Here is a 23,106-nt window from a genome sequence, read left to right on the forward strand (position 1 = left end):
CCGCTGTGCAGCAGCATCGCCGGGACGAGGCCGGCGATAAACGCCAGGGCGGCGAGCCCGTTGCTCCMGCGCCGCGCCGCGAATCCCATGATGATGCCGGTGGTACCCGTGAAGACGGCGTGGGCGAACGGCGACATCACCCCGCGGAGGAAGAACACCACCGCCAGGTCCGTGCCGGGATGGCTGGATTCGGCGATGGCGCGGCCGAAGTAGAGGATGTTCTCCGTGAACGCGAAGCCTGCCGCGATCGTGAAGGCGAACACCACGCCGTCGACCGGCCCGACGATGTCCTTCCGGGCAAACAGCAGGAGCAACAGCAGCCCAAGGGACTTCGCGAATTCCTCCACCACCGGGGCCTGGACGGTCACGGCGAACGTCGTATAGTCCAGCCCCGAGGCGGGCCCGGCCACCAAAGAAAAATAGGGTTGGATCAGCATCGTCACCGCTATGGAGACAACCGCTCCCCAGGCAAACGCGAAAAGCAGCAGCGGTTTCGGCTCCGGCTCCCAGCGGTCGATGAAACGCACCGTCAACAGCACGGTCCCCAGGGGAACCAGCGAGGCCATGAAACCGACGACGAAGCCGGAGACTCCGGTGCTGGCCAGAAGGAAGGGCAGCACCAGGAAGAGACTGGCGARYGCGAGGAGGCCGCCGGCCAGCACGAGCCCCAGCGCGCCGGCGGTGCTCCGGCCGTCCCGGACCGGCGCAGGGCCGGGCGGGAGCGCCGGCTGGAACCGGCCGCAGACGTTGGCCGGGGGCTGCCGGTAATGCTCCGGCCGGATCTGCCCCAACCACGTCGGGTTGGCCTGCTGCTCCGGCCCCGGCTGCGGATCGTTCGTCGTCATGGCATCGAGCCTAGGGCCGTGTGAGGTTAAACGCATTCGAGCGGCGGCAGGGGCAAGTCCGGCTGTGGTAATTTGAAAGAGCAAATAATCCTTTTTTAATTCCGTCCCGTGAGGCGGGGAAAGGGGAGACGAGCTTTGACTTCCGTGCCATCAGCACCGGGTCCCGCGAACGTTGTGCTCACCCGGGTTGTCCTCAACCAGGCTGACATTGACCGCGCGCTTACTCGTATCGCCCATGAAATTCTTGAGGCCAACAAGGGCTCCCAGGATCTCGTCCTGCTGGGCATCCCGCGCCGGGGCTACCCCCTCGCCGTCCGCCTCGCCGCCAAGATCGCCGCCGCTGATCCCGCTGTGGACGCCGCCGCGATCGTCGGCCAGCTCGACGTTACGATGTTCCGCGACGACCTCTCGCACCAGCCGACGCGGCCCCCGTACCCCACCCAGCTCCCGCGCACCGGGATCGACAACAAAGTCGTTGTCCTCGTTGACGACGTCCTCTACTCGGGACGGACCATCCGCGCCGCCCTGGACGCCATGATCGACCTCGGCCGGCCCAGGATCGTCCGGCTCGCCGTCCTCATTGACCGAGGCCACCGGGAGCTGCCGATCCGCGCCGACCACGTGGGCAAGAACCTCCCCACCTCATCCGCCGAGAAGGTCCGTGTCCGGCTCGAGGAAACCGACTCCGTGGCCGGCGCCCCCGTCAACGAAGTGGTCATCGAGGCCACCGCATGAGGCACCTGCTCTCCACTGAGGACCTCAGCCTGGCCAACGCCGTCCGCATCCTCGACACCGCCGAGGAAATGGCGGCCGTGGGGGAGCGCGAGGTCAAGAAACTGCCCGCCCTGCGCGGCCGCACCGTGGTCAACCTCTTCTTCGAAGACTCCACCCGCACCCGCATTTCCTTCGAGGCCGCCGCCAAGCGGCTCTCCGCGGACGTCATCAACTTCGCCGCGAAGGGCTCCTCCGTTTCCAAGGGCGAGTCGCTCAAGGACACGGCCCAGACGCTCGCCGCGATGGGTGCCGACGCCGTCGTCATCCGRCACTGGGCCTCCGGCGCGCCGCACCGGCTCGCCGCGAMCGACTGGATCGACGCCGCCGTCATCAACGCCGGCGACGGCACCCACGAACACCCCACCCAGGCCCTGCTGGACGCCTTCACGATGCGGCGCCACTGGTCCAAACTGGCCGGCACGYCGTCCGCCGGGTCGGACCTGAAAGGCATGCGCGTCGCCATCGCCGGCGACGTCCTGCACTCACGGGTGGCCCGCTCCAACGTCTGGCTGCTGCGCACCCTGGGCGCCGAGGTCACGCTCGTCGCGCCGCCCACCTTKCTGCCCATCGGCGTCGACAAATGGCCCTGCGCGGTCAGCTTCGACCTCGACGAGACCCTGGCGCAGGGCGTGGACGCCATGATGATGCTCCGCGTMCAGGGCGAGCGGATGAACGCGTCCTTCTTCCCGACCACCCGCGAGTACTCGCGCCGCTGGGGGTTCGATGACAACCGGCTGCGCGCCCTCGACACCCTCGGGCTCAAGGACACCATCATCATGCACCCCGGTCCCATGAACCGGGGCCTGGAAATTTCCTMGGCCGCGGCGGACTCGCCCCGCTCCACCGTGCTGGCGCAGGTCCGCAACGGCGTCTCCATCCGGATGGCGGCGCTATACCTGCTGCTTTCCGGGGAAACCCGCGAACCAGCAACCTCCACCGCCGCCTACTCCAAGGAGAGCCACTGATGGCCGAACAGCAACAGCATGCAAGCACCAKCGGCGCCTACCTCATCCGCGGCGCCGCGATCCTGGGCGKAGCAGCCGAGGACCTCCTGATCCGCGACGGCATCATCGCCGAACGCGGCCGGAACCTCTCAGCCGACGGCGCCACCGTCATCGAGGCCGCCGGCCTCGTGGCGCTGCCCGGCATGGTCGACATCCACACCCACCTGCGCGAGCCCGGCCGCGAAGACGCCGAAACCGTCGAAACCGGCACCCGCGCCGCCGCACTGGGCGGCTACACTGCCGTGCACGCGATGGCCAACAGCACCCCGGTGGCGGACACCGCCGGYGTCGTCGAACAGGTCCTGACCCTTGGCCGGACCGCCGGCTGGGTGGACGTCCACCCGGTGGGCGCCGTCACCGTGGGCCTGGCCGGGGAGCAGCTGGCCGAACTCGGCGCCATGGCCGACTCCCGTGCCCGGGTGCGGGTGTTCTCCGACGACGGCATCTGCGTGCACGACCCCGTGCTGATGCGCCGCGCCCTGGAATACGTCAAGGCGTTCGACGGCGTCGTCGCCCAGCACGCGCAGGAACCCCGCCTCACCGCCGGCGCCCAGATGAACGAGGGAGAGGTCTCGGCCGTCCTGGGCCTGACCGGCTGGCCCGCCGTCGCCGAAGAGAGCATCATCGCCCGCGACGTGCTGCTCGCCCAGCACGTCGGGTCCCGCCTGCATGTCTGCCACGTCTCCACGGCCGGCTCCGTGGAGATCATCCGCTGGGCCAAATCCCGCGGCGTGAACGTCACCGCCGAGGTCACCCCGCACCACCTCTGGCTCACCGACGAGCTCGCCCGCAGCTACGACCCCGTCTACAAGGTCAACCCGCCGCTGCGCACCGACGTCGACGTCCAGGCGCTCCGCGCCGCGCTGGCCGACGGCACGATCGACGTCGTCGGCACCGACCACGCCCCGCACCCGAGCGAGCACAAGGAATGCGAGTGGGCCCAGGCGGCCATGGGCATGACCGGCCTCGAAACGGCGCTCTCGGTCGTGCAGCACACCATGATMGAAACCGGGCTCATGGGCTGGGAAGACTTCGCCCGCGTCACCTCCACTGCMCCGGCCGCCATCGGCCGGMTCCAGGACCAGGGCCGACCGCTCGAAGCCGGCGAACCCGCCAACGTCATACTCGTAGACCCGGCTGCGCGCTGGACCGTGGACCCTTCTAAGATGGCAACCATGGGCCGTAACTCTCCGTTCGCGGGCCGGGAACTTCCCGGCCGGGTGGTGGCGACGTTCTTCAAGGGCCACCCCACCGTCCTGGACGGCAAACTCAACACCCCGTACCGGTGGYCGGCGGATGCTGTCGACGCTGCACCGGCGGGCCGGCCCTGATGGACCGGCTGCTCGTCCTCGGCATTGCCACCGCGGTGCTCCTCGTTGCAGCGTTTGTGCTGCTGGCGCTCGGCTGGCGGAACCGCCTGCGCCGCCAGGCCGACGTCGAGCCCCTTCCCGAGGTCCCCGCCGACCTCGGCGCCCCGCTGGCCGCCGCCGACGGCCAGTACGTCGCCTCMACCACCGCCGGGGACTGGCTGGACCGGATCGCGGTMCACCACCTGGGCATCCGCACCAACGCCGACCTCAGCGTGCACCCCGAAGGCGCGCTGTTCGAGCGCGCCGGTGCCGGCCCGGTGTTCATCCCGGCCGGACGACTCACCGGCGTGCGCCTGGAAAGCGGCATGACCGGAAAATTCGTGGAAAAGGACGGCCTGCTGGTGCTCAGCTGGATGCTGGGCACCCGCGAACTGGACACCGGCTTCCGGACCCGGCATGCCGACKACAAAACGACCMTGCTCAACGCGCTGCAAGACTTGATCTCCGCAGCCCCCCAGGCCAACGCCGATAGTGGAAAGTAACGACGTGACGGACYCCAACGAAGTGATTGAAAAAACAGTGACAGAAGCTGCAGAGCCAGCAACCGCTGCCGCGGCAGCATCCACCCCCGCAGTCCTCGTGCTCGAAGACGGCCGGATTTTCCGCGGCACCAGCTACGGCGCCACCGGAACCGCCCTTGGCGAGGCGGTCTTCGCAACCGGCATGACCGGCTACCAGGAGACCATCACGGACCCCTCCTACGCGCGCCAGCTCGTGGTCCAGACCGCGCCGCACATCGGCAACACCGGCGTCAACTCCGACGACGCCGAATCCCGCCGCATCTGGGTGGCCGGCTACATCGTCCGCGACGCCGCCCGCCGGCCCTCCAACTGGCGCTCCGAGCGTTCCCTGGACGACGAGCTCGTCGGGCAGGGGATCGTCGGCATCCAGGGCGTGGACACCCGCGCCATCACCCGCCACCTGCGCGAACACAAGACCATGCGCGCCGGCATCTTCTCCGGCGACGCCGCCCGCGCCACGGACAAGGAGCTCGTCGACGCCGTCCTGGCCAGCGCCCCGATGGAAGGCTCACGGCTCGCCGAGGAGGTCAGCGTTGACGCCGCGTACACGGTGGAACCCAAGGACTTCGGCTGGGACGGCGAACCCCGCTTCAGCATCGCCGCGATCGACCTCGGTATCAAGCGGATGACCCCCGTCCGGTTCGCCGAACGCGGCGTCCGCGTGCACGTGCTGCCCGCCACCGCAACCCTCGCCGACGTCCAGGCCGTCAACCCCGACGGCTTTTTCATGTCCAACGGCCCCGGCGACCCCGCCACCGCGGACAACCAGGTCAAACTGCTGCGCTCGGTGCTCGATGAGAAGATCCCGTACTTCGGCATCTGCTTCGGCAACCAGATCCTGGGCCGCGCGCTCGGCTTCGGCACCTACAAGCTGCGCTACRGCCACCGCGGCCTGAACCAGCCCGTGATGGACCGCCGCACCGGCAAGGTGGAAATCACCTCGCAGAACCACGGCTTCGCCGTCGACGCCCCGCTCGACGGCGCCACGCAGGCACCCGAGGAGCGCTACGGCCGCGTCGAGGTCAGCCACGTCAGCCTCAACGACGACGTCGTCGAGGGGCTCTTCTGCCTCGACATCCCCGCGTTCTCGGTGCAGTACCACCCCGAAGCGGCCGCCGGCCCGCACGACGCCGCCTACCTCTTCGACCGCTTCATCGATCTGATGGCGGACGCTTCTGCAAAGACAGAGACAGACACAAAGACTGCCACCGAACCCAAGACTGAGGACAAGAAGTAATGCCCAAGAGAACTGACCTCAAGAGCGTCATGGTCATCGGGTCCGGCCCGATCGTGATCGGCCAGGCGGCCGAATTCGACTACTCCGGCACCCAGGCACTGCGCGTCCTCAASGAGGAAGGCCTGCGGGTTATCCTCGTCAACTCCAACCCGGCCACCATCATGACGGACCCCGAGTTCGCCGACGCCACCTACGTGGAGCCGATCACGCCCGAAGTGGTCGAGAAGATCATCGCCAAAGAGCGCCCCKACGCGCTCCTGCCCACCCTCGGCGGGCAGACGGCCCTCAACACGGCCATCGCGCTGGACAAGAACGGCGTCCTGGAGAAGTACAACGTCGAGCTGATCGGCGCCAACATCGCCGCGATCGAGCTGGGCGAGGACCGTGAGAAGTTCAAGGGCGTCGTGGAGCGCTGCGGCGCCGAGTCGGCGCGCAGCCACATCATCCACACCATGGACGAGGCACTCGCCGCGGCCGAGGACCTCGGCTACCCCATGGTCGTCCGGCCCTCCTTCACCATGGGCGGCCTCGGCTCCGGCCTGGCCTACGACGAGAACGACCTCCGCCGGATCGTCGGCCAGGGCCTGCAGTACAGCCCCACCAGCGAGGTGCTGCTCGAAGAGAGCATCCTCGGCTGGAAGGAATACGAGCTCGAGATGATGCGGGACAAGAACGACAACGTCGTGGTGGTCTGCTCCATCGAGAACTTCGACCCCGTCGGTGTCCACACCGGTGACTCCATCACGGTCGCTCCCGCCCTGACCCTCACCGACCGCGAATACCAGCGGCTGCGCGATATCTCCATCGCCRTCATCCGCGAAGTCGGCGTCGACACCGGCGGCTGCAACATCCAGTTCGCGGTCGAACCGCACACCGGACGCGTCGTCGTCATTGAAATGAACCCGCGCGTCTCGCGCTCCTCGGCCCTTGCCTCGAAGGCCACCGGCTTCGCGATCGCCAAGATCGCCACCAAGCTCTCCCTCGGCTACACCCTGGACGAGATCCCCAACGACATCACCCAGAAGACCCCGGCCTCCTTCGAGCCGACCCTGGACTACGTCGTCGTGAAGGTTCCGCGCTTCGCGTTCGAGAAGTTCCCGGCAGCCGACCCCACCTTGACCACCACCATGAAGTCGGTGGGCGAGGCCATGGCCATGGGCCGKAACTTCACCGAGGCCCTGCAGAAGGCCCTGCGCTCCCTGGAGCAGAAGGGCTCCCAGCTGGACTTCAGCCATGTCCCGGAATGGGAAGTCGCGGAGCTGATCGAGAAGTCCAAGCGGCCCACCACCGAACGCCTGCACCAGGTCCAGCGCGCCCTGCTCGGCGGMGCCACCGTGGAACAGCTCTTCGAGGCCACCAAGATCGATCCCTGGTACCTGGACCAGCTCCAGCTGCTCAACGAGATCTCCCGGGAGATCCGCACGTCCAGTGCCCTGACTCACGAGATGCTGCAGCGCGCCAAGCGCCACGGCTTCTCCGACGAGCAGATCGGCGCCCTGACGCACAACTCCGAGGCCGTCGTCCGCGGCGTCCGGCAGGCCCTGGGCATCCGCCCCGTCTACAAGACCGTGGACACCTGCGCCGCCGAGTTCGCCGCGTACACCCCGTACCACTACTCGTCCTATGACGAGGAGGACGAGGTGGCGCTGCACGCCAAACCGTCGATCATTATCCTCGGCTCCGGGCCGAACCGGATCGGCCAGGGCATCGAGTTCGACTACTCCTGCGTCCACGCCTCCATGGCGCTGCGCAAGGCCGGCTACGAGACCGTCATGGTCAACTGCAACCCCGAGACCGTCTCCACCGACTACGACGTCTCCACCCGCCTGTACTTCGAACCGCTCACCCTTGAGGACGTCCTCGAGGTCATCGCGGCCGAGGAACGCACCGGCGGCGTCATGGGCGTCTTCGTCCAGCTCGGCGGCCAGACCCCGCTCAAGCTCGCCCAGCAGCTGGCCGACGCCGGCGTGCCGATCCTCGGCACGTCCCCGGAGGCGATCGACCTCGCCGAGCACCGCGGCGCCTTCTCCCAGGTCCTCGACAAGGCCGGGCTCATCTCGCCCAAGAACGGCACCGCCGTGTCCTTCGAGGACGCCAAGAAGATCGCCGACGAGATCGGCTACCCTGTGCTGGTGCGCCCGTCCTACGTCCTGGGCGGCCGCGGCATGGAGATCGTCTACGACGAGCCCAACCTCTCCCGCTACATCGCGAACGCCACCGAGATCACCCCGGAGCACCCGGTGCTGATCGACCGGTTCCTTGAAGACGCCGTCGAGATCGACGTCGACGCCCTGTACGACGGCACGGAGATGTACCTCGGCGGCATCATGGAACACATCGAGGAAGCCGGCATCCACTCCGGCGACTCCGCGTGCGTGCTGCCGCCGATCACGCTCGGGAACAACGTCCTGGAGCGGGTCCGCACCGCCACCCTAGCCATCGCCGAAGGCGTCGGGGTCCGCGGCCTGATCAACATCCAGTTCGCCCTGGCCTCCGACGTCCTGTACGTCCTGGAAGCCAACCCGCGCGCCTCCCGCACCGTGCCGTTCGTCTCCAAAGCTACCGGCGTCCAGATGGCGAAGGCCGCGGCCCTGATCGGCACCGGCGTCACCATCCACCAGCTCCGCACCGCATACAAGATGCTGCCGGAGACCGGTGACGGCTCCACCCTGCCGCTGGAAGCGCCCGTCTCGGTCAAGGAAGCCGTGCTGCCCTTCAGCCGCTTCCGCACCCCCGAGGGCAAGGTGGTGGACTCCCTGCTCGGGCCGGAAATGCGGTCCACCGGCGAGGTCATGGGCATTGACAAGCACTTCGACACGGCCTTCGCCAAGAGCCAGGCGGCCGCCAACAACGCCCTGCCCACCGAGGGCAAGATCTTCGTCTCCGTGGCGAACCGGGACAAGCGCTCGGTGATCATGGGCGTCAAGCGGCTGTCCGACCTCGGCTTCGAGATCGTCTCCACCGGCGGCACGGCGGACGTCCTGCGCCGCAACGGCATCCAGGCCACCCMGGTCCGGAAGGTCGCGGAGGGCTCCAGCGCCGAGGGCGAAGGCACCATCGCTGACCTGATCGTCGCCGGCGAAATCGACATGGTCTTCAACACGCCCTCCGGCGGCGAAGCCCGCAGCGACGGCTACGAACTGCGTGCGGCGGCAACGTCGATCGGCATTCCGTGCATCACCACCGTGGCGGAATTCAACGCCGCGGTCCAGGCCATCGAGGCGCTGCGGACCTACGAATGGTCCGTCACGAGCCTGCAGGAGCACGCCGCCTACCTCAAGGCCCTCCAGGATGCCTGAGGCAAGCACCGCAGCACCGCCCAGCCGGGAGTCCTTCGGCTCCCGGCTGGGCAGGGCCATGGCGGCCCGCGGCCCGCTGTGCGTCGGCATCGATCCGCACCCGGCCCTCCTGCAGCAGTGGGGCCTGACGGACGACGCCGCCGGGCTGGAGCGCTTCTCGCTGACCGTTCTGGAGGCCGTGGGCTCCCTCGCTGCCGCGGTCAAGCCGCAAGTGGCCTTGTACGAACGACACGGTTCGGCCGGGATCGCCGTGCTCGAACGCACCTTGGCCGCGGCGGCGGACGCCTCCGTGCTGACCATCGYGGACGCCAAACGCGGCGACATCGGCTCCACGATGGCCGCCTACGCCGACGCCTGGCTGCGGGACGGCTCTGCGCTGGCCGCGGACTCGGTCACGCTGAGCCCCTACCTGGGCTTCGAGTCGCTCCGGCCCGCCCTGGACCTGGCGGCCGAGACCGGGCGGGGCGTATTCGTGCTCGCGCTGACCTCCAACCCGGAAGGCGCGTCCGTCCAGCACGTCGGCGGGGCGGACTCCGTTGCGCGGCGGATTACGGAGTCCGCCGCGGCGGAAAACCGGCGCTACGACGGTTCCCTCGGTTCTGTGGGACTCGTGGTCGGCGCCACGGTGGGCTCGGCCCTCTCCGAGCTCGGCCTCGACCTCGCGGCGGTCCGCGGGCCCATCCTTGCCCCCGGCCTGGGCGCGCAGGGGGCCACGGCCGCGGACCTGCGGCGCACCTTCGGTGCGGCGTATCCTCAGGTCCTGGGCACCTCCAGCCGGGACATCCTCKGCGCCGGCCCGTCGCTGTCGGCCCTTCAGGACGCCGCACGGCGCACCCTCGAGGAGCTCCTCGCGGCCTGAGAACGCCCGCCCGGACCGTCCCGGGACCGGCGCCGCCGGTCCCGGGACGCGGGCTTTCCGGCTCCTGACCCTGCCGGGACATGAGCTTTCCCCTTCGAGAGTCGTCCCGTCCCGGGGCGGCCACAGTTTTCCATTGATTTCTGCGGTCACCAGACGGTAGGTTCAGGACAGGACTGCGGCATGGGCAACGGTGCCCGTCCGGCTATGCAGTCCGGCCATGCAGGGAGGACTTCAATGAGTTTGAAACCCCTCACTCCGCAGGAGCGTTCCGACGCCCTTCGCAAGGCCGCTGCAGCCAGGGCCACCAGGGCCGCGGCCAAGGAGCGGCTCAAGACGGGGGAGCTGAGCATCGCCGACGTCATCAGTTCCGCCGAAACCGACGACGCCATTGCCCGCATGAGGATCGTCGAGTTGCTGGAGGCCCTCCCCGGGATCGGCCGGGTCCGCGCGGCGGCCATCATGGAGCAGCTCGGCATTGCACAGTCCAGGCGGGTCCGCGGATTGGGAATCCACCAGCGCCGGGCGCTGGTAGATTTTATTGACGACAAATAGTTCGCTCCGCCGAGCTGCCCCACCACCGCCCAAAGGAATATGTGAGCAAGAAACCGGGACTGACAGTCCTCGCCGGACCGACGGCTGTTGGCAAAGGCACCGTGTCCACCTACATCCGGGACAACTATCCCGGCGTCTGGCTCTCAGTATCGGCCACGACGCGCCCGCCGCGGCCGGGGGAGCAGGACGGCATCCACTACTTCTTCAAGTCGGCCGAGGAATTCGATTCCCTGATCGAAAACGGCGAGCTGCTCGAATGGGCCGTGGTCCACGGCCGCAACCGCTACGGTACGCTGCGCAGCACGGTGGAGGCGGCCATCGCGGAGGGCCGCTCCGTGCTGCTGGAGATCGACCTGCAGGGCGCACGGCAGGTCAAGGAGGCCGTCCCGGACGCCMAGTTTGTCTTCCTGGCGCCCCCGAGCTGGGACGAAATGGTCCGCCGGCTGGTCGGCCGCGGCACCGAAAGCGCCGAAGAACAGCGGCAGAGGCTGGAAACCGCTAAACTAGAACTTGCCGCTGAACCGGAGTTCGACCACACCGTCATCAATGATGACGTTCGTCGGGCAGCGGACGAGCTTGTTTCACTCATGGGGCTGACCCCGAACCCGTAGCTCAGGCGCCGGGACGTACCGGCCCGTTAGAATTTGGAGAATTCGTGTCCACGAACCTTGAAGGCATCATCAACCCGCCGATCGACGAGCTGCTGAAGGCCGCCGACTCGAAGTACGGACTGGTGATTTTCGGTGCCAAGCGCGCGCGCCAGATCAACGCGTACTACGCCCAGCTGCACGAGGGCCTGTTTGAGTACGTCGGTCCGCTGGTCGACACCAAGCTCAACGAGAAGTCACTCTCGATCGCCCTGCGCGAAATCAACGAAGGCAAGCTCGTTTCCACGCCGATCCAACCCGCAGAGTAATTCCCCCTAAGGGAAGAGCAAAGTAAACAGACTGCCTGTTGACGGAGATCACGTGCGCATAGTCCTCGGAGTCGGGGGAGGGATTGCCGCCTACAAGGTGGCGTCGCTCCTCCGGCTTTTTACTGAAGCCGGCCATGACGTCACCGTCATTCCCACGGAGGCGGCCACCCGCTTCGTCGGCGTTGCCACCTGGGAGGCCCTTTCCGGGCACCCGGTGAGCAACAGCGTGTTCGACGCCGTCCACACCGTCAACCATGTCCGGCTCGGCCACGAGGCCGAGCTGATCGTGGTCGCTCCTGCCACGGCCGATCTCCTGGCCCGTGCGGMCACCGGCCAGGCCGATGACCTCCTCACCAACACCCTGCTCATGGCCGGCGACTGCCCCGTGCTCATGGCCCCGGCCATGCACACCGAAATGTGGCAKCACCCGGCCACCCAGGCCAATGTCGAAACCCTGCGCAGCCGCGGCGTCACCGTCCTGGAACCCGCGAGCGGCCGGCTGACCGGCGCCGACTCCGGCCCGGGCCGGCTGCCCGAGCCCGAGGCGATCTTCACCGCGGCCAGGGCCMTCGCCGGTGCGGCCGCCGCTCCGGCAGCACCTCCGGCCGCACCGGACCTGGAGCMGCGCACTTCTCCGGATCCGGCCGACGCCGTGCCGTCGGCCATCCGGCCMCTGGCCGGGCTCACCGTGACMATCAGTGCCGGCGGCACCMGGGAACCGCTGGACCCCGTGCGGTTCCTCGGCAACCGCTCCTCCGGCAAACAGGGCGTGGCCCTGGCCGCCGCCGCCCTCGAGGCCGGCGCCCGGGTCCGCTTGCTGGCCGCCCACATGGAGGTCCCGGCCCCTGCCGGCGTCGAACTCGTCCAGGTGGAGACGGCCCTGGAACTGCGGAAGGCGGCGCTGCACGCGGCCGCGGACTCCGACGTCGTCATCATGGCCGCTGCCGTCGCGGACTTCCGCCCMGCGGACGTCTCCGGCACGAAGATCAAGAAGCGCGACGACGTCGCGGACCCCGTGATCAACCTGGTGCGCAACCCCGACATCCTGCGGGAGCTCGTCGAGGTCCGCGACGCCGCCTCCCGGAACCAGCTGATCGTCGGCTTCGCCGCCGAGACCGGCGACGCCGGCGGTGACGTGCTCGAGTACGCCCTGGCCAAGCTGCACCGGAAGGCCTGTGACCTGCTGGTGGTCAACCAGGTGGGACGGGACAAAGTCTTTGGCGAAGACACGAACTCCGTAGTCATCCTTTCCCGCGCCGGCTCCGAACCCCAAGAGGCGTCGGGTTCCAAATCCGACGTTGCGGCTGCCGTGATCGACCGGGTCAGCGCCGAGCTGAGCCGGGTTGTACCGCCGGCCTAGGCCCGGCGTAACCAAGGTCTCCTTAGCATGGAGACATCCGCCGCCGGACGTCCGTTTTCCAACCAGTAAGGTAGTTGAGTGACTTTACCGCTGCACATCCCTGACTTCCACGGGTCTACGCCCGCCGCGCTCCGGCTCTTCACGTCCGAGTMGGTGACAGAAGGCCACCCCGACAAGATCTGTGACCAGATCAGCGATGCGATCCTCGACGCCCTGCTCGCCAAGGACCCGGAGTCCCGGGTGGCCGTGGAGACGCTGGCCACCACCGGGCTGGTCCACGTGGCCGGCGAGGTCACCACCGACGCCTACGTCGAGATCCCGCAGATCGTCCGGGAGACCATCCTGGGCATCGGGTACGACTCCTCGGCCAACGGCTTMGACGGCGCCCGGTGCGGCGTCTCGGTCTCCATCGGCCAGCAGTCCAACGACATCGCCGGTGGCGTGTTCAACTCGCTCGAAGCCCGCGAGGGACGCCAGGAGGACGACTACGACCTCCAGGGCGCCGGGGACCAGGGACTCATGTTCGGCTACGCCAGCGACGAGACCCCGTCCTACATGCCCGTGCCAATCTGGCTCGCGCACCKGCTCTCCGAGCGGCTGACCGAGGTCCGCAAGAACGGCGAGCTCGCGTACTTGCGCCCCGACGGCAAGACCCAGGTCACCGTGGGCTACGACGGCGACCGCCCGGTCTCGGTCKAGACYGTCGTCATCTCCAGCCAGCACGCCGAGGGCGCCAGCCTGGACCAGCTCCGTGCCGACCTCGCCGAGCACGTGGTGGATCCGGTCATGGCACTGTCCAATCTGGACACCTCGCGGACGCGCAACATCCTGAACCCCGCCGGCGCTTTCGTCATTGGCGGCCCGGTGGGCGATGCCGGCCTGACCGGCCGCAAGATTATTGTCGACACCTACGGAGGCATGGCCCGTCACGGCGGCGGCGCGTTCTCCGGCAAGGATCCGTCGAAGGTGGACCGCTCGGCCGCGTACGCCATGCGCTGGGTCGCCAAGAACGTGGTAGCGGCCGGCCTCGCCAAGCGCGCCGAAATCCAGATCGCGTACGCCATCGGCCAGGCCCGCCCGGTGGGAACCTACGTGGAGACGTTCGGCACCGAAACCGTCGACCCGGCCCGGATCAGCGCCGCGATCGCGGAGATCTTCGACCTCCGTCCGCGCGCCATCATCGACGCCCTGGACCTCAAGCGCCCGATCTACGCCAAGACCGCCGCCCACGGGCACTTCGGCCGCGAAGACCCGGACTTCACGTKGGAGCGGCTGGACCGCGTGGACGAGCTGAAGGCCTTCTTCAACGCCTAAGGCCCGAGACCGCACTGGTGTTGGAAACGTTTTTGCTGCTCMCATAAATGTCAGTGCCTTGTGATCTGCTGTAGCCAGGCCGCCGTCAGGTGGCCTGGCTACATGCAATTCAGCCGTCGTCGAAACGATCCGGAGGGGAGGTGCGGGCGGTGAGTCCTCAGCCTGCCGGCAGCACGCCCGGCGAACCCCAGCAACTGTCCCTGCTCCACGGCTTTCCCGCCTCGGCCGCTCAAGCATCCGGACCCGCGCTGGCCGCCGACCTGCCGGTGGCACGGGTACTGATCGAATCCTCCCTGCCGCACCTGGACCGGCCCTTTGATTACAGCGTGCCCGCCGCCCTCGACGCCGAGGCCCGCCCGGGCGTCCGGGTCAAGGTCAAGTTCAACGGCCAGGAACTGGCGGGATACCTGCTGGACCGCACAGCGACGTCCGACGCCGGGCACCCCCTCGTGCCGTTGTACAAGGTCGTCTCACCCGTCCCGGTCCTGACCCCCGCCGTCGCCGAGCTCGCCGGCCGGATCGCCGCGCGGTACGCCGGAACCGTCAGCGATGTCCTGCGCGTCKCCGTACCCCCACGCATGGCCAAACTCGAAAAGGAATACGCCCCGGAGGGGCGGCTCGATCCTGAGCTGTTCGGTACTGAGATGTCTGGCCCTGAGATCTCCGGGCCTGCGACCGGCGTGTCGCTGCCGTCACCCGGCGCGGGCAGCGTCTGGGCCTCCTACCGGAACGGTCCGGCGTTCCTTGCCCACCTCGGCGCGGGGGAGTCGCCCCGGGCCGTGCTGACCGCCCTGCAGGGCTGCGGACCCGGCGGCTGGCCGCGGCTGGTCGCCGAAGCCGTGGCCGCGGTGCGGCTCTCCGGCCGCGGCGCCGTCGTGGTGGTTCCCGACTACCGGGACTTGGACCGGGTCGAGTCCGCCCTCCTGGAACTACTCCCGGCCGGCGACGTCGCCCGGCTCACCGCGGATGACGGCCAGACACCGCGCTACCGCAGCTTCCTGCGCGTGCTCAGCGGCGCCGCCGGGGTAGCCGTGGGAACGCGCTCCGCGGCCTACGCACCGGTGCACAACCTCGGGCTCGTGGTCTGCTGGGACGACGGCGACGACCTCCACATCGAACAACGCTCCCCGTACGCGCACTCCCGCGAAGTCCTCCTCCTCCGCGCAGGCCAGGAAGGCGCCGCATGCCTGCTCGCGGCCCATTCACGCAGCACCGAAACGGAGCGGCTGGTCGAATCCGGCTGGGCGCGGCCCGTGGAAKCGGAGCGGACGGTCATCCGGCGGACGGTGCCGCGCGTGCTGAACACGGCCGACAGCTATGAACTCGAGCACGATCCGCTGGCCCGCATCGCCCGCCTGCCGGGCGCGGCCTGGCGCGCCGCCAAGGAGGGACTGGAACGCGGCCCGGTCCTGGTCCAGGTGGCCMGTGCCGGCTATGCGCCGTCGCTGGTGTGCGAAACCTGCCGCGAACCGGCGCGCTGCACCGCCTGCAGCGGGCCCCTGGCGATCGCTGGTCCGAGCGGAAGCACCGCCGTGCCGCAGTGCCGCTGGTGCTCGTCGCCGGCCCCGGCCTGGCGGTGCGGCACGTGCAACGGGGTCCGGCTCCGGCGCGGCGCCACGGGCGCCCTCCGCACGGCAGAGGAACTGGGCCGGGCGTTTCCGGGCAAACCGGTCATCACCTCGTCCGGGGACCAGGTCAAGGCCACAGTCCCGGACACGAAGGCCCTCGTGGTGGCCACCGTCGGTGCCGAGCCGGTGGCCCCGGCCGGCTACGCCGCGGCGCTGCTGCTGGACGGCGACTCGCTACTGCGCCGGGAAAACCTGAGGGCGGGAGAGGACGCTGTCCGCCGCTGGTTCAACGCCGCGGCCCTGGTCCGGCCGGCACCGGAGGGCGGCCTCGTGGTCATTACCGCCGACGACGCCGCCGGGGTCGGTGCCCTGCTGCGCTGGGATCCTGCCGGGTACGCCGGCCGGGAACTGGCGMTGCGGCAGGAACTGCAGCTGCCGCCCGCCGTGCGGGTTGCTTCGATCACCGGGGTCCGGACCGCCGTCGGACATTTCACCGAGGCCGTCCAACAGCGCCTCGCCGCGCACGGAACCGTCCTTCGGACGGCCGGCCCCGCACCGCTCATGCTGCCGGCCGCCGCCCGCCCGACGCCACGGGATTCCGGCGAAGAGGTCCGGACGCTGCTGTTCATCCCCTACGCCCAGGCCGCCGACGTCACGGCCGTGTTGCGGGCCGTCAAGGCCGCCGCCGCGGCAAAGCGCAGCGATGATCCCGTGCAGCTGCGCCTCGACGGAGTCGACGTCCTCTAGTTGCAGTTCCCGGGCTAGCCCTTGTGCCCGTTCCGGAGTTCGACGGCCTCGGCCGCGACGGCCACAAGCCGCCGCGCGGACTCGTCCCAGCTGAAGTCCGCGGCACGCTCCACGGACCGGCGTGACCGGGCCTTCCAGAGGTCTGCGTCCTCGAGCTGGCGGACCGCCTCGGCAAACTCGGTCGGCGAGTCAGGGTGCACGTAGCTGACGGCGTCATCGCCGACTTCCCGGAAGATCGGGATGTCGCTGGCGATCACCGGGGTGCCGTGCGACATCGCCTCGACCAGGGGCAGTCCGTAGCCTTCSGCCCGGGAKAGGCTGATCAGGGCCGTGGTGCGCGCCAGGAGGGCCTCATATTCGGCATCGGTCACGCCGTTGTGGAAGACGATGTTTGCACCCGCGGGGGCGAGCGCCTCAAGTTCGGCGCGCCGCTCCGGGGTGATGCGGCTGAGCAGGTGGAGGGTCATTTCCGGCAGTTCCGCCATGCCGCGGATCATGGTTTCGACGTTCTTGTAGGGMATGAACGAGCCCATGTAGAGCAGCGTCTTGTCAGCCCCGGCCCCGGGATCCCGMGGCGTGTGGCCGTGTTGCGGGGCGTTGCCGACAATCCTGACCGGCCGCCGCGTGAGCCGGTACTTCGCCATCAGGGCCGCGGTGGTGGAGCTGATGGTCGCCACGATATCCGCCMGGTTCAGCAGGAGCCGCTGGGGCCAGAACGCCTTGTGGTACAGCCGCCACAGAACCCGGACCGGGGCCGGCAGGAACCCCGGAGGCGTGGGGTGCTCGTAGTAGATGAGGTCGTGCAGGGTCAGCACCAGGGCATACTTGCGGCCCCAGCTGCCCATGGTCTGCATGGGGCACACCACCACGTCAGCGCCCAGCTTGTTGACCCGGGCCGCCACGAAGAGCTCGGCCGGGGACAGCGGGCTGTTGATGACGGTGTACGGAACGTCCGGCAGGAGCGCGAGCTGGCGGTGGTCGCTGATCAGCATCGAGACGTCAGCGATCTTGGCGGCCGCAGCGATCAGGCTGGCGCCGTAGCGGCTGATGCCGTCGTGGTGGTCCAGCCGGGTGAAGCGGGCATCGATGAGAATCTTCACGCGGCGTGGTCCTTCAGGAAGCGTCGGATGTAGCGGGCGGCGGGTTCGGGGGTCTCGTAGTGGATCAGGTGCCCTACGCCGGGAATGACTTCCAGCGTCACGTCCGGAAGCCGTKCGGCGAGTTTGTGCTGGTCCGGCAGCATKGCGATCTCGTCCTTTTCTCCCGCGATCAGCAGCACGGGCAGCGTCAAGTGGCCGGCCACCTCCGAGACATTGCTGCCGACCGAGGCCTTGAAGGCCTGCAGCAGGCTGTCGCGGTCCGCGAAGGAGGAGAAGTAGGCGCTGTGCTGGGCGTGCACGAACCGGCGGACATCCTTGTCCCCGGTCTTGGCCATKGTCACGCTCATCACCCGCACGATCGCCTGGCTACGCAGCAGTGCCAGCCCGAGCCGCCGGGGAAGCCGCGCCGCGGCCTCGTAGTAAAAGACCGCAAGCTTGGTCATGACGCCCTTGGGTCCTTCAAGGGCGGGCGCCGCAATGGGGTTGATCAGGATCAGTTCGGATACCGCACCGGGGTTGGCCGCCACGAAGTGGCTGGCGATGATTKACCCGAACGAATGGCCGAGCAGGACCGTGTCCGGGCCCAGGCCCAGCGCCGCCATGAAGCTGCTGAGGAACCGGCCGTAGGCGTCAACGCTGTGTTCGGTGTCCTCGAACGCCGCCGAGCTGCCGAAGCCCGGCAGGTCCGGCATGATMAGGCGCATGTCCGTCAGCTGGTCCGCGACCCGGAGCAGGCCGTGGTGGTCGCCGCGGAACCCGTGCACCACCAGGATCGTGCGGGTCCCGGGCGTGACCTGGGCGGGTTCGTAGACCCAGTAGGCAATCGAGGCGCCGTCAACCTCGACGGTCGCGGCACGGGTGCGCGCGGCGAGTCCGTTGCTGAGAAGGGGCGTGCGTGAGGACCCGGTGTCCACTTGTTCCATGGGGTCGAATCCTAGGTGACGTTGTCGGGGTGGGAGCCGGTCCGGAAGCCGCGTTCGAGCGCGGCGATCTCCGTCATGTCCAGCGGGGAGAGTTCAAAGTCGAAKACCTCGTGGTTTTCACGGATCCGCCCCGACGAGCTGGCCTTGGGGATGGCAATGTTGCCCAGCTGCAKGTGCCAGCGGAGGATGACCTGCGCCGGCGTGCGGTCGTGTTCGGCGGCGAGGGCCAGGATCACCGGGTCCTTCAGGACCTGGCCGCGGCCCAGCGGGCTCCACGCCTCGGTGCGGATGCCCAGGAGCTCGTGCTTTTCGCGCAGTTCTTTTTGCTGCAGCCAGGGATGCAGCTCAATCTGGTTGACGGCCGGGACCACCTCCGCGGTGTCCAGGAGCCGGTCCAGATGCTGCGGCTGGAAGTTGGAGACGCCGATTGCCCGGACTTTGCMCTCMCGGTACAGCGTCTCCATGGCCCGGTAGGTTTCCGGGAACAGGCCCCGCCGGGCGCACGGCCAATGGATCAGGTAGAGGTCGATGTATTCCAGGCCGAGGTTGGAAATCGAGGTGTCGAAGGCCCGCATCGTCGCGTCGTAGCCGTGGTCGTCATTCCAGACCTTGGTTGTGACGAACAGGTCCTCGCGGGACACGTACGGCGCGGTTTCCCCGGGGCCGCCGCCGGTGCCCTCAAATCCGGACAGGGCGCCGATGCCGCGGCCCACGCCGGTTTCGTTGCCGTACATCGCGGCCGTGTCGAAGTGGCGGTAACCGGCCTCGATCGCCATGGTCACCAGATTGGCGGCGTCGTCCGGAGGGACCTTATAGAGCCCGAATCCCAGCCGGTCGATCATCACGCCGTTATTCAGGGTCAGCCGGGGGGAGATTCTCATGACACTGACTTTACCCACTGGCGCTCCCGAGTGGCGGACCGAAGGTGCCGGCCGCAGCTTCGGGTCGCCGTGCCCCGCGCCCGTTCCGTGCCTGCCCCGAACCAGCTCAGGCGGGCCCGTCGAACCGGACCAGCCTGCGGGCGCTGGCCTCGTCCAGGATCAGGTCGGTGGCCAGTCCTGCTGCGAGGGCGCCCCGCAGCCCGTTGATCTTGGAGGCGCCGGACACCACGCAGATGCGCCGCCGCACCTGCCGCAGCTGGGCGAGGTMCGGGCCGGTGGAGCGCTCGTTGAGCGTGATGCCGTCCGAGGACCCGTCGGCGCGGAAGAACACCGTCGCGACGTCGCCCACCACATCGGAATTCGCGAGGACGTCCAGGTCGTCCTCATCGAGGTRGCCGCCGGCATAGACGTGGCTGGGGTAGTCGGCGTCGACCGATCCCACGCCAAAGATCGCGATGCTCATCCGGGACTGCAGCTCCAGGATGCGTTGAACACTGCGCTCATTCCACATGGCCGTTTTGGTCGCCGCGTGGTCGAAGAAGGCCKGGACCGGGAACTGTTCAACCCGTGCACMGTAGGCGCTGCCGAATCGGCGCATGATGTCCGAGGCATAGRTGATGCCCGTGGTCTGCATGTTTCCGGCGCCGTTGAGCTGGACGATCACGCTGTCGTGCGTKATCTTGCGGGTCAGGTGCCGGCTCACGGCGCTGAGCGTCGACCCCCAGGCGACGCCGATGATGGCGTTCGAGTCCACCAGGGGCCCGATCGTCCGGGCGGCCTGCATGGCCACACGGTCCAGTGTTTCCGCCTCATTGAGCGTGTYCACCACCGGAACAACGTGCACATCCACCTTGTATTCGGCGCGGATCATGCTCTCAAGCTCAGGTCCGGTGTCCAGCGGACTGCGGATCTGGATCTGCACCAGACCCGAATCGCGGGCCGCCGAGAGCAGCCGCGACACCGTGGACCGGGACGTCCGGAGCTCCCGGGCAATCGCGTCCATGGTCAGGTCCTGCAGGTAATACAGCTGGGCCGCGCGGAGGGMGTCGGACTGGCGTGGAGGCGTCATGAAATTTCCCGTCTGCACGTTTGTGCATAGTGCTTGACTCCATTTTCCATTACTCCAAAGAATAGTGTTGAACGGCGCCGCGCCATGKGGCGCGCCGCACAGAACCAAACCCAAGGGAGCAGTTTTGGGACAGAAGGACTCAGCCCGCACACCGGCCAACGATCGCGCCTCGGTGCAGAAGCTGCGGACGCGGCGGCACGCGCAGGTTCTGATCATCGGAGGCGGCATCAACGGGGTGGGCACGTTCCGGGACTTGGCCCTCCAGGGCGTCGACGTCGCGCTTGTGGAGCGCGGCGACTACTGCCAGGGCGCCAGCGGCGCTTCCTCCCACATGATCCACGGCGGCATCCGCTACCTCGAAAACGGCGAGTTCCGCCTCGTCCAGGAGTCCGTCGTCGAACGCAACAGGCTCCTGCGGATCGCACCGCACTACGTCAAACCGCTGCAGACCACCATCCCCATCTTCAGCACCTTCTCCGGTGTCCTGGCCGCCCCGATGCGCTTCCTGACCCACAAGCAGGGCAAGCACACGGAACGCGGGGCATTCTTGATCAAGCTCGGCCTGAGCATGTATGACTTCTTCTCCCGTGACGGCGGCACGGTGCCGCGCCACCAGTTCCGGGGCCGCAAGCGCGCGCTGGCCGAGCTGCCCCGGCTGCACTCGGGGATCAAATACGCGGCCACCTACTTCGACGCCTCGGTCCACAACCCCGAGCGCCTCACCCTCGACGTGCTCCAGGATGGCGAGAAGGCCGGCGGCGCGGACAGCCACCTGGCCCGGGCCAGCAACTACGTCTCGCTCGTCTCCATGGGCGGCAGCACCGGAAACGCCAGCGCCGGAACCGGTACCGGAACCACAGTCCAGCTGCGCGACGAGCTCAGCGGCGAGGTGTTMGACTTCACTGCCGACGTCATCGTGAACACCACGGGCGCCTGGGTCGACCTGACCAACGAGGCCATKGGGGCGGCGTCGTCCTTCATGGGCGGAACGAAGGGTTCGCACATCGTGCTGGACCACCCGGAGCTGCTGGCGGCGTGCAACGGCCGCGAAATCTTCTTCGAACACACCGACGGCCGGATTGTGCTGATCTATCCGATGGGGGACCGCGTCCTGGTCGGCACCACGGACGTCGACGCCGACATGGCCGAGGACGCCGTCTGCACCGAGGCGGAAATCGACTATTTCTTTGACCTGATCGGTCACGTTTTCCCGGACATCACGGTGGACCGGGGACAAATCGTCTACACGTTCTCCGGAGTGCGGCCGCTTCCCAAGCATGACGCCACCCAGCCGGGCTTCGTCAGCCGGGACTACCGGATCGAGCGCCGTGCGGGCGCCGGCGGGGCCGTGCTGAGCCTGGTGGGCGGCAAGTGGACCACGTTCCGTGCCCTCGCCGAGCACCTGAGCAACGACGTCCTGGCCGAACTCGGCATGGAACGCAAGCTCTCGACGGCGAAGCTCGCCATCGGCGGCGGCGCCGGCTTCCCGGACAGCGAGGACGGCGTCCAACGCTGGATCAAGGCCCACATGTCCGCCGGCCGCGACGCCGCCCGCGTCACCGGACTCCTCACCCGCTACGGGACCCGCGCCGAAGAGGTCATCCGGTTCCTGGATGATGCCAAGGCCGGCGACGCGGACAGGCTGCTGCACTCCACGCGCGAGCTCAGCACCCGCGAACTGGAGTTCATGGCGGCACACGAGCAGATCGGGCACCTCGTGGACGTCCTCATCCGCCGCACGTCCCTTGCCTTCCGGGGTCTCGTGACCGGGGAGCTGCTGAAYGAAGTTGCCGATATCCTCTYCGGCCCGCTCGGCTGGGACGCGACACGCCGGGCCACGGAAATCAGTCACGCACAGGAGGTGCTTCAGCGGTTCCACGGCGTCCGGGTCCACAGCCTGGTCGCCTGATTCGACTTGCGTGCCCGGGCAGGGAAGCCCGGGTGCAAGCACTGCGCGGTCCGCCCCGGCGGCCGGCGCAGTGGCTGGCCGGCAGCACCAACATGCTGCCGGCCCCACGGCCTCYAAACTCGCGGAGGCCGACAACAGAAAATAGAGGAGTCAAAGATGTCTCTTGGAATAGTTTTCCTGTCCGAAGTATTCGGCACCGCAATGCTGACCCTGCTGGGTTGCGGCGTGGTGGCCAACGTTGCGCTCAAAGGCACCAAGGGCAACAACGGCGGGTTCCTGATGGTCACCTGGGGATGGGGCATTGCCGTCTTCTCCGGTGTCTACGTTGCCGCCCAGTCAGGGGCGCACCTGAACCCTGCGGTGACCTTCGGTCTGCTGCTCAACGGCAAGAAGCTGTATGCACCCGGCGTCCCGGTCGATTTCGCCTCRACACTGACCTACTTCGGCGGTGAACTGCTCGGCGCCTTCCTGRGTGCCATCGTGATGTGGCTGGCCTACAAGCAGCACTTCGATGCCGAACCCGAGCCGGCCAGCCAGCTGGCCGTCTTCTCCACCGGCCCGGCGATCCGCTCCAACGTTTGGAACCTGGTCACCGAAATCATCGGCACCTTTGTCCTCGTCTTCGTCATCCTGACCTTCGGCGGGACGCCCTCCGGGCTCGGCCCGCTGGCCGTGGCCCTGCTGGTTGTCGGCATCGGCGTTTCCCTCGGTGGCCCCACCGGCTACGCCATCAACCCCGCACGTGACCTCGGTCCCCGCGTCGCCCACGCACTGCTCCCGATCAAGGGCAAGGGTTCCAGCGACTGGAGCTACTCCTGGATCCMGGTCGTCGGACCCCTCATCGGCGGCKGACTGGCC

Annotated in this window: 20 protein-coding genes; 15 read left to right on the forward strand and 5 right to left on the reverse strand. The window is 68.4% G+C overall.

Features of this window, described 5'->3' with window-relative positions:
• Positions 1–845: PrsW family intramembrane metalloprotease (locus AC1DBQ_RS12195; RefSeq protein WP_476928745.1), on the reverse strand; the 845-nt coding region annotated here is incomplete at its 3' end.
• A 135-nt stretch (positions 846–980) separates the two neighbouring features.
• Here AC1DBQ_RS12195 and pyrR point away from each other — a divergent pair.
• The 13 genes from pyrR to AC1DBQ_RS12260 all read left to right on the forward strand — a co-directional run bounded on the left by pyrR (position 981) and on the right by AC1DBQ_RS12260 (position 16,366).
• Entirely contained in the window at positions 981–1,580 is a 600-nt protein-coding gene (pyrR, locus tag AC1DBQ_RS12200) for a bifunctional pyr operon transcriptional regulator/uracil phosphoribosyltransferase PyrR (protein WP_476928746.1), read from the forward strand.
• Positions 1,577–2,584 carry an aspartate carbamoyltransferase catalytic subunit gene (locus tag AC1DBQ_RS12205; protein ID WP_476928747.1) on the forward strand — a complete coding sequence of 336 codons (1,008 nt, stop codon included), beginning with the start codon at positions 1,577–1,579 and terminating at the stop codon, positions 2,582–2,584. The genes pyrR and AC1DBQ_RS12205 overlap by 4 nt, the downstream gene beginning before the upstream one ends.
• The gene (locus AC1DBQ_RS12210) at positions 2,584–3,954 is read left to right on the forward strand and encodes a dihydroorotase (protein WP_476928748.1); all 1,371 of its coding nucleotides are present in this window, start codon (positions 2,584–2,586) and stop codon (positions 3,952–3,954) included. Before AC1DBQ_RS12205 ends, AC1DBQ_RS12210 begins: the two co-directional genes overlap by 1 nt.
• Positions 3,954–4,475 (forward strand): PH-like domain-containing protein, encoded by a 522-nt coding sequence (locus tag AC1DBQ_RS12215; protein ID WP_476928749.1) that lies wholly within the window; start codon positions 3,954–3,956, stop codon positions 4,473–4,475. The genes AC1DBQ_RS12210 and AC1DBQ_RS12215 overlap by 1 nt, the downstream gene beginning before the upstream one ends.
• Before the next feature lie 37 nt (positions 4,476–4,512).
• A complete protein-coding gene (gene carA, locus AC1DBQ_RS12220) occupies positions 4,513–5,751 on the forward strand; it encodes a glutamine-hydrolyzing carbamoyl-phosphate synthase small subunit (protein ID WP_476928750.1) in 1,239 nt (412 codons plus the stop codon).
• On the forward strand, positions 5,751–9,050 hold the full coding sequence (gene carB, locus AC1DBQ_RS12225; RefSeq protein WP_476928751.1) for a carbamoyl-phosphate synthase large subunit: 3,300 nt from the start codon (positions 5,751–5,753) through the stop codon (positions 9,048–9,050). Before carA ends, carB begins: the two co-directional genes overlap by 1 nt.
• Positions 9,043–9,909 carry an orotidine-5'-phosphate decarboxylase gene (gene pyrF, locus AC1DBQ_RS12230; RefSeq protein ID WP_476928752.1) on the forward strand — a complete coding sequence of 289 codons (867 nt, stop codon included), beginning with the start codon at positions 9,043–9,045 and terminating at the stop codon, positions 9,907–9,909. Before carB ends, pyrF begins: the two co-directional genes overlap by 8 nt.
• A gap of 234 nt (positions 9,910–10,143) precedes the next feature.
• The gene (gene mihF / locus AC1DBQ_RS12235; protein WP_091251818.1) at positions 10,144–10,461 is read left to right on the forward strand and encodes an integration host factor, actinobacterial type; all 318 of its coding nucleotides are present in this window, start codon (positions 10,144–10,146) and stop codon (positions 10,459–10,461) included.
• 41 nt (positions 10,462–10,502) lie between these two features.
• Complete coding sequence (gene gmk, locus AC1DBQ_RS12240) at positions 10,503–11,072, forward strand: guanylate kinase (protein ID WP_476928753.1); 570 nt, start codon at positions 10,503–10,505, stop codon at positions 11,070–11,072.
• A 44-nt stretch (positions 11,073–11,116) separates the two neighbouring features.
• Positions 11,117–11,377 (forward strand): DNA-directed RNA polymerase subunit omega, encoded by a 261-nt coding sequence (gene rpoZ / locus AC1DBQ_RS12245; protein WP_091251816.1) that lies wholly within the window; start codon positions 11,117–11,119, stop codon positions 11,375–11,377.
• Between the two features lie 52 nt (positions 11,378–11,429).
• Complete coding sequence (locus tag AC1DBQ_RS12250; RefSeq protein WP_476928754.1) at positions 11,430–12,737, forward strand: bifunctional phosphopantothenoylcysteine decarboxylase/phosphopantothenate synthase; 1,308 nt, start codon at positions 11,430–11,432, stop codon at positions 12,735–12,737.
• Positions 12,738–12,815: 78 nt separating this feature from the next.
• The gene (metK, locus tag AC1DBQ_RS12255; protein WP_476928755.1) at positions 12,816–14,051 is read left to right on the forward strand and encodes a methionine adenosyltransferase; all 1,236 of its coding nucleotides are present in this window, start codon (positions 12,816–12,818) and stop codon (positions 14,049–14,051) included.
• Positions 14,052–14,200: 149 nt separating this feature from the next.
• Positions 14,201–16,366 carry a primosomal protein N' gene (locus tag AC1DBQ_RS12260; protein WP_476928756.1) on the forward strand — a complete coding sequence of 722 codons (2,166 nt, stop codon included), beginning with the start codon at positions 14,201–14,203 and terminating at the stop codon, positions 16,364–16,366.
• Between the two features lie 14 nt (positions 16,367–16,380).
• Here the strand turns inward: AC1DBQ_RS12260 and AC1DBQ_RS12265 are convergent, their stop codons facing one another.
• The 4 genes from AC1DBQ_RS12265 to AC1DBQ_RS12280 form a co-directional block, all read right to left on the reverse strand.
• Complete coding sequence (locus AC1DBQ_RS12265) at positions 16,381–17,466, reverse strand: glycosyltransferase family 4 protein (protein ID WP_476928757.1); 1,086 nt, start codon at positions 17,464–17,466, stop codon at positions 16,381–16,383.
• The gene (locus AC1DBQ_RS12270) at positions 17,463–18,389 is read right to left on the reverse strand and encodes an alpha/beta fold hydrolase (RefSeq protein ID WP_476928758.1); all 927 of its coding nucleotides are present in this window, start codon (positions 18,387–18,389) and stop codon (positions 17,463–17,465) included. The genes AC1DBQ_RS12265 and AC1DBQ_RS12270 overlap by 4 nt, the downstream gene beginning before the upstream one ends.
• Before the next feature lie 11 nt (positions 18,390–18,400).
• Positions 18,401–19,270, reverse strand: a complete 870-nt coding sequence (locus AC1DBQ_RS12275; RefSeq protein ID WP_476928759.1) for an aldo/keto reductase — start codon at positions 19,268–19,270, stop codon at positions 18,401–18,403.
• Between the two features lie 106 nt (positions 19,271–19,376).
• The gene (locus AC1DBQ_RS12280) at positions 19,377–20,339 is read right to left on the reverse strand and encodes a sugar-binding transcriptional regulator (RefSeq protein WP_476928760.1); all 963 of its coding nucleotides are present in this window, start codon (positions 20,337–20,339) and stop codon (positions 19,377–19,379) included.
• Positions 20,340–20,463: 124 nt separating this feature from the next.
• Between AC1DBQ_RS12280 and AC1DBQ_RS12285 the strand changes: the two genes are divergently transcribed.
• The gene (locus AC1DBQ_RS12285; protein ID WP_476928761.1) at positions 20,464–22,248 is read left to right on the forward strand and encodes a glycerol-3-phosphate dehydrogenase/oxidase; all 1,785 of its coding nucleotides are present in this window, start codon (positions 20,464–20,466) and stop codon (positions 22,246–22,248) included.
• Positions 22,249–22,404: 156 nt separating this feature from the next.
• Positions 22,405–23,106 (forward strand): MIP/aquaporin family protein (locus AC1DBQ_RS12290; protein WP_476928762.1); only part of this gene is annotated, 702 nt, incomplete at its 3' end.

The sequence above is a fragment of the Arthrobacter sp. 10T413_2 genome, from assembly GCF_056394205.1.